Source organism: Salinicola peritrichatus, from assembly GCF_003206715.1.
GTDB lineage: Bacteria > Pseudomonadota > Gammaproteobacteria > Pseudomonadales > Halomonadaceae > Salinicola > Salinicola peritrichatus.
Genome location: NZ_PZJU01000026.1, coordinates 18,948 through 32,021 on the forward strand (window position 1 = coordinate 18,948; position 13,074 = coordinate 32,021).

Here is a 13,074-nt window from a genome sequence, read left to right on the forward strand (position 1 = left end):
AGATCTCCTCAGGCATCGAGCCTGACCACATCTTCGGGACAGATGCTGACGGTGACCCGGTCGCCGACCGGGTAGAGACGCTGCCCGAGGTTGCTCGCGGTCGCCATCAGCAGGATGCCGTTGACCTCCAGGCGATATTCGACCCGGCTGCCACGATAGAGCCGCTCCCGCACGACGCCTTCCAGGGCATTGTAGCCCTCCGGTACCTCGGGGCCGAGTTCGATCACTTCCTGGCGAATCAACAGCATGCCTTGCTGCTGGTCGGCTGGCAGCGGTCGCTCCATCGTCAGCGAACCCAGTGCCGTGGATACCCGGGCGCCCTCGACGGCCTGGATCTCGAACAGATTGACGTGACCCATGAAGCGCGCGACGAAGGCGTTGACCGGGCGTTCGTAAACTTCATGGGGCGGCCCGACCTGCTGAATCACGCCGCTGTCGAGCACCGCGATGCGGTCGGACATCACCATCGCCTCGTCCTGGTCATGGGTGACGAAGACGAAGGTCATGCCGAGACGTTTCTGGGTGCGCCGCAGTTCGACCTGCAATTGCGTGCGCAGGCCGGCATCGAGCGCCGACAGCGGCTCGTCGAGCAGCAGGACGTCGGGTTCGCAGACCAGCGCACGAGCCAGCGCGACGCGTTGACGCTGCCCGCCGGAGAGTTGATTCACCCGGCGTTCGACCAGCGCGCCGAGTTTGATGAAGTCGGCGATCTCGTCGACACGCCGTCTGCGCTCGTTGGCGGGAACGCCCTTCATGCGCAGGCCGAAGGTGATGTTGTCGCGCACCGAAAGATGCGGGAACAGCGCATAGGACTGGAACACCGTATTGACGCTGCGCAGATGCGGCGGCGTATCGGTCACCTGCTTGCCGCCGATGGTGAGCGTGCCCTCGTTCGGTGCCTCGAGGCCGGCGAGAATTCTCAACAGTGTGGTCTTGCCGCAGCCGGAGGGACCGAGCAGGGTGAAGAATTCGCCGGCATGAATGTCGAGATCGACGCCGTCGAGGGCGATGGCATCACGGCCGAAGCGCTTGTGCAGATTCTTGAGCGCGATCGCGGAGGCATCGCGTACATGGCCGTTCGACGTATCGGTCGTCTCGGCGGAGGAGGGCGCAGTCATTGGTCGCGAATTCCCTTACCCATTATCGAAGCTGTCGACGAGCATCGTGCCTCGAAACCCGTTGCCGTGGCGGATCGTGGCCGGAGGTCGACAGGCGAAGCGTAACCCAAGCTCAGCAGCGGCGCAGCGTCGGGATGGCGGTATGGCCGGCGATGGCTCTAGCCGGTGTCGGGATGAGACGGAGCGTTGTGATTGTCATGCCGTTCTCCTGCGATGGAATGGGTGAATGCGTCGGTGGTGAAGTCGTTCAGGTATTGCGCAGATACCAACGATACTCCAGTGAACTGATCGCCTGCCGTGACAATTCATATTCGGCACGGCGATTGGCGTGGTAGACATTGTGGAAGGTTTCGCCGAAGAGCCCGGCGAAAGCCTCGCTCTGCTGCCAGGCGTCGAGGGCCTGCGGCCAACTGATCGGCAGGCTGGGCTCGATCTGTTCGTAGGCGTTGCCGGTGATCGGCGCCGGCGGCACGAGCCGATGCTGGAGACCGTATTCGATGCCGGCCAGCAGTGCGGCGACCAGCAGATAGGGGTTGGCATCGGCGCCGGCCACCCGATGCTCGATACGCCTGGCGCGCGGCGATCCGGAGGGGATGCGCAGGGCCACCGAGCGATTGTCGTAACCCCAGGTCGGTGCCATGGGCACGTAGAGACTCGGCTGGAAACGCCGGTAGGAGTTGAGGTTGGGCGCAAAAATCGCCATCGACGCCGGCATCAACTCGACCAGGCCGGCGATCGCTTGTTGCAGGTGTCGGCTGCCCAGCTCGCAGCCATCCGCGGTCGCAAAGACGTTGCTGCCGTCGGCGTCGAGCAGGCTGACATGCACGTGAGTGCCGTTTCCGGCCTCCTGGCTGTAGGGCTTGGCCATGAAAGTCGCTTCGAAGCCGTGCTGGATCGCCACGCCCTTGATCAGGCGCTTGAGCATCACCGCCTCGTCGCAGGCACGCAGGGTATCGTCGTGATGCAGCAGGTTGACCTCGAACTGGCCGGGCGCGCACTCCTTCAGCGCGGTATCGATGGGCAGGCGCTGCAACTGGGCGGCGCGCGTGATGTCTTCGAGGAAGTCGGCGTACTCGTCGAGCTCGGTAACCGAATAGAGCTGGCTCTGGCTGGCCCGTTCACCGGTGGCGGGGGAGCGGGGCGGCTGTGGCGCGCCGACTTGATCGCGCTCGCGATCGATGAGGTAGAACTCGAGCTCGACCGCGATCACCGGCGTCAGCGACATCGCCCGGAAACGTTGCAGCACGCGTTTGAGCAGTTGACGCGGATCGCACTCGAAGGGGGAGCCGTCGTCCTCCTCCATGGTCATCAGCATCTGCGCCTGATTGGCGTGGCGCGCCCACGGTGTCGGCACCAGGGTGTCCGCGATCGGCCGGCAAGTGCGGTCACCATCGCCCGAGGCCAGCCCCAGCCCGGTCTCCTCGATGGTATTGCCGCAGATATCGAGGGCGAACACGGAGGCCGGCAGGCGCATGTTGGATTCGAGCACGCCGATGACGTTATCGCGGGGAACCCGCTTGCCCCGCAGGACACCGTTGAGATCGCTGATCAGCAGGTCGACGCTCTGCACGTTGGGGTGGCGCTCCAGGAAATCATTGGCTTCCTGGATGGTGTCGGGGTCGCACATGAAGCGGCACGGTCTTTGTCATGGTGTGGTTGTCTTGGTTATTCCAAAAGCCATGTGCGTTGTCAAATATTTTACGAATCGCCTCGGAGGCCGCGTAAGTGCTTCGGTCGGCATGGCGGTATGGCGCCCCTTCAAGCGGGGTGCTGATTTGTCTCTCATTTCATTCGACAAGAAGTGGACATTATTTTTGACACCGGTGTCTTCGGAGCCAAGCTGGAAGATTGAGGGGAAGGAAGAGAGAAGAGAGGAAGAGGGAGAAAGCCAAAACGACCCGGAGCCATCCGGGTCGTTTTTCACCGCTAATTCAATCCGGCCGAACTCAAAGCGCAAACTCGGGCAGCTTGCGTTCGACCTTGGCCTTTTTCAGCTTGGCGACCTTGGGCAGGCCGTTTTCGAACGGTGGGAAGTCCTCGCCCTGGATCAGTGGCGAGAGGTAACGGCGGCCGGCGTCGCTGATATGCAGGCCGTCCTCGCTGATGTAGTCGCGCGGCATGAACTTTTCGTGATTGGCGATTTCGGCCAGTGGCGCGGGCTCGATCCGCCACTCGTAGGGCGACTCCGAGACGCGCTTGATCGCCGGCATCATCGAGTTCTGGCCGTCCAGCGCCAGCTCCACCGCGACCTCGCCCACGGCATAGGCCTGATCGACATCGGTCTTGGAGGCGATATGACGGGCGGCGCGTTGCAGGTAATCGGCGACGGCCCAGTGATACTTGTGCCCCAGATCCTGCTTGACCATCGCCGCCAGCGCCGGCGCCACGCCGCCGAGCTGCTTGTGGCCGAAGGCGTCGGTGCTGCCGGCATCGGCGAGGAAGGTGCCGTCGGCATACTGGGCGCCCTCGGACACGACGACGACGCAGAAACCGTGACGTTTGACGGCATCGTCGATGCGCGCCATCACCGCTTCGCGATCGAAGGCGATCTCCGGGAAGATGATCACATGCGGTGCCTGTTCGGGCGATTCGCCGGCCAGTGCCCCGGCGGCGGCGATCCAGCCGGCATGACGCCCCATGACCTCGAGGATGAACACCTTGGTCGAGGTGGAACACATCGACGCAATATCCAGCGCCGCCTCGCGGGTCGAGGTCGCCACGTATTTCGCCACGCTGCCGAAGCCCGGCGAGTTGTCGGTGACCGGCAGATCGTTGTCGACGGTCTTGGGAACATGAATCGCGGTCAGCGGATATCCCATTTTCTCGGAGAGCTGCGATACCTTGAGGCAGGTGTCGGCGCTGTCGCCGCCGCCATTGTAGAAGAAGTAGCGGATATCATGGGCCTTGAACACCTCGATCAGGCGTTCGTACTCGGCGCGATGGGTTTCGATCGACTTGAGCTTGTAGCGGCAGGAGCCGAAGGCGCCGCCGGGGGTGTGGCGCAGGGCGGCGATCGCTTCCTCGCTCTCCTGATTGGTGTCGATCAGATCTTCCATGAGTGCGCCGATGATACCGTTGTGGCCGGCGTAGAGATGACCGATGCGCTCCGGGTGGCGGCGGCAGGCTTCGATCACGCCGCAGGCGCTGGCGTTGATGACGGCGGTGACGCCACCGGACTGGGCGTAAAAGGCGTTATGCTTGGCCATATCGGCTCTCATCTCCTGAGGTTGTTGATTCTTCGATCACGACATCGATCCGAACGCTTGCCGGATCCTCTGTCGCTCGGCGGCGTCCCTGGTGGCCGAGCTATGGGCAGAGTCTGTGCCGACACCGTGGCAGAACGGTGAAAGGGCGCGACGATCCCGTGATGAGTTGTGTCGACAGCATTTTGCGTCGAGGGTATTGCGAGTCACGGTTGCCGGCCCAGCATAGCCGAAAGGCTAATGCCTGTTAATACGACTCGCGCTCGTCCTGGCCGGTCATTTTTCTCCGACTGCCGAGGGAGTCTGGCGTTCGGTACGGTCTGGCCGCGGCGCTTCGTCCGGCGCGAAATCGGCGGTGGCCACCATGCCGGGGATGCCGGTGGCCCGTTTGCGGGCGTCATGCTAGGCTCGCCGGTTTATGCTTGGGCCAGTTCATGTTTGGAGAAGGCGGTATGCACGTTCACGTGTTGGGGATCTGTGGAACCTTCATGGGCAGCCTGGCCCGCCTGACCAAAGCGCTGGGCCACCGCGTTACCGGTTCCGATGCCAACGTCTATCCACCGATGAGCCATCAGCTGGAAGAAGCCGGCATTCAACTGATGGCAGGGTACCGCGCCGACAACCTCCAGCCCCGCCCCGATCTGGTCGTCGTCGGCAATGCACTGTCCCGCGGCAACCCGGAGGTCGAAGCGTTACTGAACGCCAAGCTGCCCTACGTTTCCGGCCCCCAATGGCTGGCGGAGCATGTGCTGCCGGGGCGCACCGTGCTGGCGGTCGCCGGCACCCACGGCAAGACCACCACGGCCAGCATGCTGGCCTGGATTCTGGAGGCCCGCGGGCTCGAACCCGGTTTTTTGATCGGCGGCGTGCCGCGCAATTTCGGCGTGTCGTCCCGTCTGGGCGCGCCCGGAGCACCCTTCGTGGTCGAGGCCGACGAGTACGACACGGCGTTTTTCGACAAGCGTTCGAAGTTCGTTCACTACCATCCCGATATCGCCATTCTCAACAACCTCGAGTTCGATCACGCCGATATCTTCGACGATCTCGCGGCCATCGAGCGGCAGTTTCACCACTTCGTGCGCACGGTGCCGGGCAACGGCCGCCTCGTTGTCGCCGACAGCGAGCCGGCACTGGAGCGCGTATTGGAACAGGGCTGCTGGACGCCGGTCCTGCGTTTCGGGCAGGCGGCCGAGAGCGCTTGGCGTTTCGAACTCGATGCCGACGACAGCCGGGGAGTTGTCCTTTATCACGCAGGCGAGTGCCACCGGTTCCGGTGGTCGATGAGCGGACGACACAACGCCGCCAACGGCGTGGCGGCATTGGCAGCGGCGCATCAGCTCGGTGTATCTGCGGCCGATGGCTGCCGCGCGCTGGCTGACTTCGCGGCGCCCAAGCGGCGACAGGAAGTTCGCGGCGAGGTGGCCGGCATCCAGGTGATCGACGATTTTGCCCACCACCCGACGGCGATCGCCCTGACCTTGGAAGGGCTGCGTCGCGATGGTCACGGCGGGCGCTTGCTGGCGGTGATCGAGCCGCGCTCCAACACCATGCGCCAGGGCACCATGAAAGCACGACTGGCCGACAGCGTGGCACTGGCCGATCGGGTCTGGTGGTATCAGCCGCCGGGGCTGGACTGGTCGTTGGCTGAGGTCGTCGCCGGTCATTCGGCCAGCCGGGTCGAGAACGATCTGGAAGCGCTGGTGGCGCAGGTGACGGCGGCGGCCGAGCCCGGCGACCGCATCGTGGTGATGTCCAACGGCGGCTTCGGCGGCGTGCACGACAAACTGCTGCGAGCACTGGAGACGAGCCATGGCAAGCCGCGCTGAGCCTGTTCATGCTGCACCTGTTCATGCTGTATCCCAGGCCGCGCCGGTCGCGGTGGCGCTGACCGGCGCATCCGGTGCGCAGTACGGCTTGCGTCTGATCGATTGCCTGGCCGCTGCCGGACGTGAGGTCTACGTGATGATCTCGAAGGCGGCGCATCGGGTGATCGCGGTCGAGACCGATATCGAGCTGCCGGCGCAACCCGAGCGGCTGGCCCGGGCGTTGAGCGAGCGCTGCGGCGCCGGCGAGGGCCGGATCCGCTGCTTCGCCCGCGAAGACTGGATGGCCCCGGTGGCCTCCGGTTCCGGCAACTGGCAGGCGCTGGTGATCTGTCCCTGCTCGACCGGCACGCTTTCCGCCGTGGCCTGTGGCGCCAGCAACAATCTGATCGAACGGGCCGCCGATGTGGCGCTCAAGGAGCGCCGGCAGCTGATACTGGTACCGCGGGAGACGCCGCTATCGGCGGTACACCTCGACAACATGCTCAAGCTCACCCGCATGGGAGCGGTCATATTGCCGGCGGCGCCGGGTTTCTATCACCGTCCCGACAGCGTCGAGGCGATGATCGACTTCATCGTCGCCCGCATTCTCAACCAGCTGGGTATCGAACAGGAGCTGATGCCGCGCTGGGGTGAATGAGGGCTCCTCACACCGGCGGGAAGAACAGTACCCGCGCCACCTCCAGTATCAACGATGCAGCACCCAGCCAGATCCATGGCGGCATGTCGCGGTCGCGGCGTTGGTGGCGCTGGTAGCTGATTCGCGTCAGCGCGCACACGATCAGCCCCAGCAGCGCGCCACCGATCAGATCGCTGGCCCAGTGCACGCCGATTACCAGCCGTGACAGCGCCATCGGCACGCACAACAGAATAGCTGCCCAGTAAGCGTAGGCGCGATAACGCTGCGGCATGACCTGGGCGGCGAAGGCCGCGGTCAACCCGACCACCACCACGATGGTCGAGGAGTGAGCGCTGGGATAGGACATCGAACCGGTGAGATAGTCCGGCGTGTCGGGGCGGGCACGCCCGGCGAGCGCTTTGAACAGCGTGTTGCTCACCGCCAGCAGGCCCAGGGCGCCGGCGAGATGCACCAGCGCCGCGAAGCGACGCGCCCACAACAGCCACAGTAGCCAAGGCGCCATCATCACCGTGATGCCCAGGGCATCGCCGATCTTGGCCAGCGTCTCGCTGGTGCCCACCAGCCAGTTGTGTTGCAGCATGCCGGCCAGCGTGTGGATCTGCTGATCCATCGGTAGCGGGCCATCGTGAACGAGCACCCAGGTGGTCCAGCCGACCAGGGCGATCAGGCTGGTCAACAGCAGCGATAGGGACGCCAGCGGAAACTCTTCCTCGGGCGGTGGCGAACGGAGCGCCTTCCAGCCCCTGGCCAGCCAACGCCCGTGGGCCATGCGCCGGTCGAGCCAGCGGTGCAGCCGGCCTTCACCGCTTAGTTGATAGCGAAACCACGAAAACAGCAGTCCGAGCGCCAGCAGCGACAACGACAAGGTCAGCAGCCAGCGCTCGGCCCCGGGTGGCAACTCCATCAATTCGTCCCAGGAACGACCGAGCCAATAGCCGGGCAGTAGATAGACCGGAGCCCACACCAGCGCGGAGAGCAGGTTGACGATGATGAAACGTCGCGTTGGCATCGACAGCATGCCGGCGACCAGGGGGATGAACGGGCGCATCGGTCCGATGAAACGACCGACGACCACGGAGAGTGAGCCGTGACGTTGGAAGAACTCGATGCCGCGCTCGAGCCATCCTGGATGGCGATTCAGCGGCCACCAATGGGAAACATGCGAGCGCTGCGTTCGGCCTAGCCAGAAGCTCAGATTGTCGCCGGCAAAGGCGCCGATGGTACCGGCAAACAGCATTAGCCAGATCGGGACGCCCTGATGCCCGGCAAGCGAGGCGGCGGCGCCCAGTAGTACCACCCCGGGGATGCCGATGCCGACGACGGCCAATGACTCGCAGAGGGCCACCGCGAAGATGATGACCAGCAACAGCCCCGGCGAGGGCGATAACGAATAGAGCCAATGGGTCAGGTTCAAGCGCGAGGTTCCAGCAATTTGGTGGCGGCGGCATCCAGGCGGTTGATGAAATGTGTCGCGGTTTCGCCTTTCTGCAAGGTGCAGACCCGGTTGTGGCTCTCGAGTGCCCCCGTCTCCGGACGAGAGATGGCCGCGATGACATTGGAGAGCCGCTTGGCGGCGGTGATCGCCCCGGATTCGCCCGAATTCGGCAACACCAGCCAAAACACGTTACAACGGTATTCGCCAAGCAGATCGCTGTGTCGGCTGTTGTGCGAGACGACTTCGCTGAACGCCAGCGACAGGGTTTCCCGTAGCTGGCTGCCGAACTGATCGTCCGCCTGATCGAGCTGGGGAATGTATAACACCAGAACGCTTAACGGGCGGTTAAGCGCTTCGGCTCGAGCGATTTCGATCTTGAGATTCTGTTGCAGATTGGCGGGCGACAACTTGTGGCCGCGACGCCACAGGTTCAGGCGCAAGCGGTAGGGCGTGCGTCGACTCATGATCGCAGCGATCAGCAGCCCCGTGGTCAACGATAGCCACCATCCCATGCTGAGGTTGATCGCGGTGATGTGCAGCTCGCCCAGCAATGTCAACCACGCCGGCACCAGCGCCACGTTAAGCAGCAAGGCCAACGGCAGCGACAGCAGCAGGAAGCTGATGACCGCGGGGAGACCCAGCCACAGCATTCCCTGTTCGGTACGCGGCGCTTCGACGGCGAACAGTATCAGCGCGCCGATGAGCAAGAGATAGTCGGCCAACGCCGGGCGCAGTCGTCCGAGCCATTGCAGCGGCATGGATACCAGCAGCCCGACCGCCAGCAATGCCGGCGGCAGAATCAGATCGTAGTGACGCATCATGTAGTGCCACAGCGCCAGCGCGACGAACAGCGCCAGGGCCAGCAACTGGGCCAGAAGCTTGTAGCGGCTCACTGCCATGGCATCGCCTCGTGGGTTTCTGATGTCGCCTTGGAACGATAGCGGGCGAAGCGATCGCCGATCTCCTGCACCGGTGTCCACGACACCATGCGATGAGGCGCAACGGCATGCTGCAATTGATTGCGCCGCTGTTCGGCGGCATCGGCGCTGGTCGCGACCAGCAACACCGCGATGCCGTAGTCGTTGAGGCGATAGGCGCGCTCGTACAGCGCCAGCTGATCGCGCAGCAGGCGGCAGAGTTGCTCCATGTCTGCGGTTGTCGAATGGGCGCAGCCGAAGACCACGACCTCGCCATGCAGGGACTCGCGCTCGGTGCGGCGTAGTTCGTGCTGGATATCAGCATCGAGAGTCGCCGGCGGCAACAGCCAGCGCGCTTCGTTCGAGATGGGGGCGGGTGACAGCGCCAGGCGGTGTTCCAGGCACAACAGCCAGATGACGGCGAGCGATACGCCGGCGACCGACGCGGCGGGCAGCGAGAGCTGCCAGGCGGCAAAGCCCACTGCGGCGATATAGCCCAGGCCATTGACGATCAGCCCGAGCCTGCCGCCCAGTCCTTGCAAACACAGAGGGATCACCCATAGCCATATCAGGGCAGTCGACTGCCCGGTCGCCAGCATCGCGACGCTGATCGCGCCGACGATCAGCGGTATCCAGCGCGAGAGGGGGGATGGACGAAGCAGCAACAACGCCAAGGCAACGGCGCCCAGCCAAGCGATCAGTCGCAAGGCGCCATCGCCCAGCCAGCCAGTCGCCAGGGCGAGCAGGAGGCAAAGGACGAGCAATGCTCTCGAGCCAAGGCTTTTGTACTTGCTTTGCATGGTGGCTTATATTGGACCCGTTGCGAAACGTATACACGTTCAGGCTTCACTATCGCACGTGCCACGACTGGCCGTACACTGTGAATCACGAATTGAGACAATACCTTATCCAACATACGAACGAATAGGTGAGGACGCGCCGATCAGGCCCGCTCGACGCGTCCGATCCCGCATTCGCGTCCCGATGCCATCGCAGGCGCCCGGTGACAGCCACGGCCTCGCCGGTAGCCGTATCACCGCCATTGACGAGATAGCACGCCATGCAGCAGACCGCGACCAGGGTGGTCGACGACATTCCTCAATACATGCATGAGCTCGGACGCCGGGCTCGAGCCGCGAGCGCCGCGTTGCGCCGTGTCGACAGCGGCCTCAAGAATGCCGCGCTGGAAGCCATCGTCGCGCGGATCGATGCCGCGCGACCGGTCCTGGAAAGTGCCAACCAGCAGGACTTGCAGCGGGGCCGCGAAAACGGCCTGAGCGCCGCGTTGCTGGATCGCCTTGCCCTGACGCCGGCGCGGATCGACGCCATGATCGCTGGCGTGCGCCAGGTCGTTTCGTTACCGGATCCGGTGGGACAGATCGACGGCTTGCGTTACCAGCCGAGCGGTATCCAGGTTGGCCAGATGCGCGTCCCGCTCGGGGTCATCGGTATCATCTACGAATCACGCCCCAATGTGACGATCGAGGCGGCGAGCCTGTGTCTCAAATCGGGCAACGCCTGCATTCTGCGCGGGGGCTCCGAGGCAGCGGCCAGCAACGCCGCGATCGCCGAGTGCATTCGCTTGGGACTGGAAGATGCCGGGCTGTCGGCGGCGGCCGTGCAGGTGGTGGCGACCACCGATCGCGCCGCGGTGGGCGAGTTGATTGCCATGCCGGCCTTCGTCGACGTGATCGTCCCGCGCGGCGGCAAGTCCCTCATCGCCCGCATTGCCGCCGAAGCCACGGTGCCGGTGATCAAGCATCTCGATGGCATCTGCCATGTCTACATCGATGCTGCCGCCGATGTCGCCAAGGCCGTGGCGATCGCCGACAACGCCAAGACCCAGCGTTACTCCCCCTGCAATACCATGGAGACATTGCTGGTGCATGTGGACGCAGCGCCCGAAGTATTGCCGAGGCTGGCGGCCATTTATCGCGACAAGGGCGTCGAGATGCGGGGCTGCCAGCGCACGCGGGAGTGGATCGCCGATGCCGTCGAAGCCAGCGAGGCCGACTGGTCGACCGAATATCTCGCGCCGATCCTGGCCATCCGGGTGGTGGACGACTTCGATCAGGCGGTCGAGCACATCAATCGTTACGGTTCCCAGCATACCGATGCCATCGTCACCGAAAACGTGACACTGGCCAGGCGCTTCCTCGCCGAGGTCGATTCCAGCTCGGTGATGGTCAATGCCTCGACCCGTTTCGCCGATGGTTTCGAATACGGTCTGGGAGCGGAGATCGGCATCTCGACCAACAAGCTTCATGCCCGCGGCCCGGTGGGGCTCGAAGGGCTGACGACACGCAAATACGTGGTATTCGGCGATGGCCATGTACGGCGCTGATTCCCCTCCGCCGGCACCCCGAATCGCCATGCTGGGGGGGACTTTCGATCCCGTCCATCTCGGCCACCTGCGCAGCGCCGTGGAGCTGGGCGAAGCCCTGCGGCTCGACGCCGTGCACCTGATCCCGGTTCACGTGCCGCCGCATCGCGAAGCGCCGGGAATCTCCGCCGAGCATCGTCTGGCGATGCTGGCGGCCGGCATCGGCGATACTCCCGGGCTGGTGGCGGACGACCGCGAGATCCGGCGCAGCGGCCACTCTTATTCCGTCGACACGCTGGTATCGTTGCGCGAAGAGTGGGGCGACGAGGCGCGTCTGGTGATGGCGGTGGGACACGATGCCTTTCTGGGACTGCCCGGCTGGCATCAGTGCGAACGATTGTTTTCACTGGCACATATCGTGGTCATCGATCGGCCCGATCATGAGTCGCCACTGGAACCGGCGCTGGCGACCCTGATCGAGGGACGGGAGGTATCCTCCGTCGAGGCGCTGATGGACAGGCCCGCCGGCCAGCTTCTGCGCCTGCGCCTGCCCAGCCGCATGGCGATCGCCGCGACCGAGGTGCGGCGGCGTCTGCAGGCCGGGCTCAGCGTGCGCTATCTGCTACCGGAAGCCGTCGAGCGCTACATTGCCGATCATGGTCTCTACCGGGGGGCAGGGGCTGGCGTTGATGAATCATCGGAGTAGAATGCGCGTTTCCCGGATTCCGGGGGATTGCGATTCCCGAATGAGGAGCTATGCAGACAGATACGCTTAAATCGTTGGTCGTCGAGGCGCTCGAAGAGCTCAAGGCGCGGGACGTCGTCGAACTCGATGTCGCCGAGTTGACCAGCGTCACCGATGTCATGGTGGTGGCGAGCGGCACATCATCTCGCCATGTTTCCGCGCTGGCCGACAACGTGATCGAGAAGGTCAAGGAGGCCGGCATGCGGCCGCTTGGCATCGAAGGGCAGCAGGGCGGCGAATGGGTGCTGGTCGACCTGGGCGATGTCGTTGCCCACGTGATGATGCCCGACACGCGTCGGCTCTACGATCTGGAGCGTCTGTGGTCGGATCTGCCGACCGACGCGCAGCGTGTCGCCAAGGAAGCGGGTCGCCAAGAGCTGCGAGGATGAAGATTCGGCTGCTCGCGGTCGGCACGCGCATGCCGGCCTGGGTCGAGGCGGGCGTGGATGAGTACCGCAAGCGCCTGCCGCGGGAAATGCCGTTCGAAATCGTCGAAATCGCCCCCGGTGCCCGCGGCAAGAGCGCCGATATCGCGCGGGCCATCCAGTCCGAAGGCGATCGCATGCTGGAAAAACTGCGCGATCAGGAACATATCGTCGCGCTCGAGGTCAGAGGAGCGGCCTGGACGACCGAGCAGTTGTCCAGCCGTCTCGACGCATGGCGGCTGGAAGGGCAGGACGTCGCGCTGCTGGTCGGCGGACCGGACGGTCTCGACCCGCGCGTCGTCGCCCGCGCCCGGCAATCCTGGTCGCTGTCGGCGCTGACGCTGCCCCACCCGCTGGTACGGGTCGTGCTCGCCGAGCAGCTCTATCGCGCCTGGACATTGCTCGCAGGGCATCCGTACCACCGTTGAGTCAGAGAGTCAGTCGC

12 protein-coding genes are annotated in these 13,074 nt (G+C 64.5%); 6 read left to right on the forward strand and 6 right to left on the reverse strand.

Annotation, left to right across the window (positions count from 1 at the left end; genetic code table 11):
• Nucleotides 1–8 precede the first annotated feature (8 nt).
• The 3 genes from DOM57_RS10640 to DOM57_RS10650 form a co-directional block, all read right to left on the reverse strand.
• Nucleotides 9–1,118, reverse strand: a complete 1,110-nt coding sequence (locus tag DOM57_RS10640) for an ABC transporter ATP-binding protein (protein ID WP_110649173.1) — start codon at nucleotides 1,116–1,118, stop codon at nucleotides 9–11.
• Nucleotides 1,119–1,365: 247 nt separating this feature from the next.
• Nucleotides 1,366–2,745 carry a glutamine synthetase family protein gene (locus DOM57_RS10645; protein ID WP_110649174.1) on the reverse strand — a complete coding sequence of 460 codons (1,380 nt, stop codon included), beginning with the start codon at nucleotides 2,743–2,745 and terminating at the stop codon, nucleotides 1,366–1,368.
• Between the two features lie 319 nt (nucleotides 2,746–3,064).
• The gene (locus DOM57_RS10650; protein WP_110649175.1) at nucleotides 3,065–4,324 is read right to left on the reverse strand and encodes a 6-phosphofructokinase; all 1,260 of its coding nucleotides are present in this window, start codon (nucleotides 4,322–4,324) and stop codon (nucleotides 3,065–3,067) included.
• Between the two features lie 449 nt (nucleotides 4,325–4,773).
• Between DOM57_RS10650 and mpl the strand changes: the two genes are divergently transcribed.
• The gene (gene mpl / locus DOM57_RS10655; RefSeq protein WP_110649176.1) at nucleotides 4,774–6,147 is read left to right on the forward strand and encodes a UDP-N-acetylmuramate:L-alanyl-gamma-D-glutamyl-meso-diaminopimelate ligase; all 1,374 of its coding nucleotides are present in this window, start codon (nucleotides 4,774–4,776) and stop codon (nucleotides 6,145–6,147) included.
• Nucleotides 6,131–6,784, forward strand: a complete 654-nt coding sequence (locus DOM57_RS10660) for a flavin prenyltransferase UbiX (RefSeq protein WP_110649177.1) — start codon at nucleotides 6,131–6,133, stop codon at nucleotides 6,782–6,784. Before mpl ends, DOM57_RS10660 begins: the two co-directional genes overlap by 17 nt.
• A 7-nt stretch (nucleotides 6,785–6,791) precedes the next feature.
• On the opposite strand, the gene DOM57_RS10665 is transcribed toward DOM57_RS10660, so the two are convergent.
• Genes DOM57_RS10665 through DOM57_RS10675 form a run of 3 tightly spaced genes read right to left on the reverse strand, consistent with a single transcriptional unit; the run spans nucleotide 6,792 to nucleotide 9,900 of the window.
• Nucleotides 6,792–8,198 carry a bifunctional DedA family/phosphatase PAP2 family protein gene (locus DOM57_RS10665; RefSeq protein ID WP_110649178.1) on the reverse strand — a complete coding sequence of 469 codons (1,407 nt, stop codon included), beginning with the start codon at nucleotides 8,196–8,198 and terminating at the stop codon, nucleotides 6,792–6,794.
• Nucleotides 8,195–9,118 carry a diguanylate cyclase domain-containing protein gene (locus DOM57_RS10670; protein WP_110649179.1) on the reverse strand — a complete coding sequence of 308 codons (924 nt, stop codon included), beginning with the start codon at nucleotides 9,116–9,118 and terminating at the stop codon, nucleotides 8,195–8,197. The genes DOM57_RS10665 and DOM57_RS10670 overlap by 4 nt, the downstream gene beginning before the upstream one ends.
• On the reverse strand, nucleotides 9,109–9,900 hold the full coding sequence (locus DOM57_RS10675; protein ID WP_110649180.1) for a hypothetical protein: 792 nt from the start codon (nucleotides 9,898–9,900) through the stop codon (nucleotides 9,109–9,111). Before DOM57_RS10675 ends, DOM57_RS10670 begins: the two co-directional genes overlap by 10 nt.
• Before the next feature lie 296 nt (nucleotides 9,901–10,196).
• Between DOM57_RS10675 and DOM57_RS10680 the strand changes: the two genes are divergently transcribed.
• Genes DOM57_RS10680 through rlmH form a run of 4 tightly spaced genes read left to right on the forward strand, consistent with a single transcriptional unit; the run spans nucleotide 10,197 to nucleotide 13,057 of the window.
• A complete protein-coding gene (locus tag DOM57_RS10680; RefSeq protein WP_110649181.1) occupies nucleotides 10,197–11,480 on the forward strand; it encodes a glutamate-5-semialdehyde dehydrogenase in 1,284 nt (427 codons plus the stop codon).
• Between the two features lie 28 nt (nucleotides 11,481–11,508).
• Nucleotides 11,509–12,165 (forward strand): nicotinate-nucleotide adenylyltransferase, encoded by a 657-nt coding sequence (gene nadD / locus DOM57_RS10685; RefSeq protein ID WP_239496187.1) that lies wholly within the window; start codon nucleotides 11,509–11,511, stop codon nucleotides 12,163–12,165.
• 50 nt (nucleotides 12,166–12,215) lie between these two features.
• Nucleotides 12,216–12,593 (forward strand): ribosome silencing factor, encoded by a 378-nt coding sequence (gene rsfS / locus DOM57_RS10690; RefSeq protein ID WP_110649182.1) that lies wholly within the window; start codon nucleotides 12,216–12,218, stop codon nucleotides 12,591–12,593.
• Entirely contained in the window at nucleotides 12,590–13,057 is a 468-nt protein-coding gene (gene rlmH, locus DOM57_RS10695) for a 23S rRNA (pseudouridine(1915)-N(3))-methyltransferase RlmH (RefSeq protein WP_110649183.1), read from the forward strand. Before rsfS ends, rlmH begins: the two co-directional genes overlap by 4 nt.
• Nucleotides 13,058–13,074: the final 17 nt, after the last annotated feature.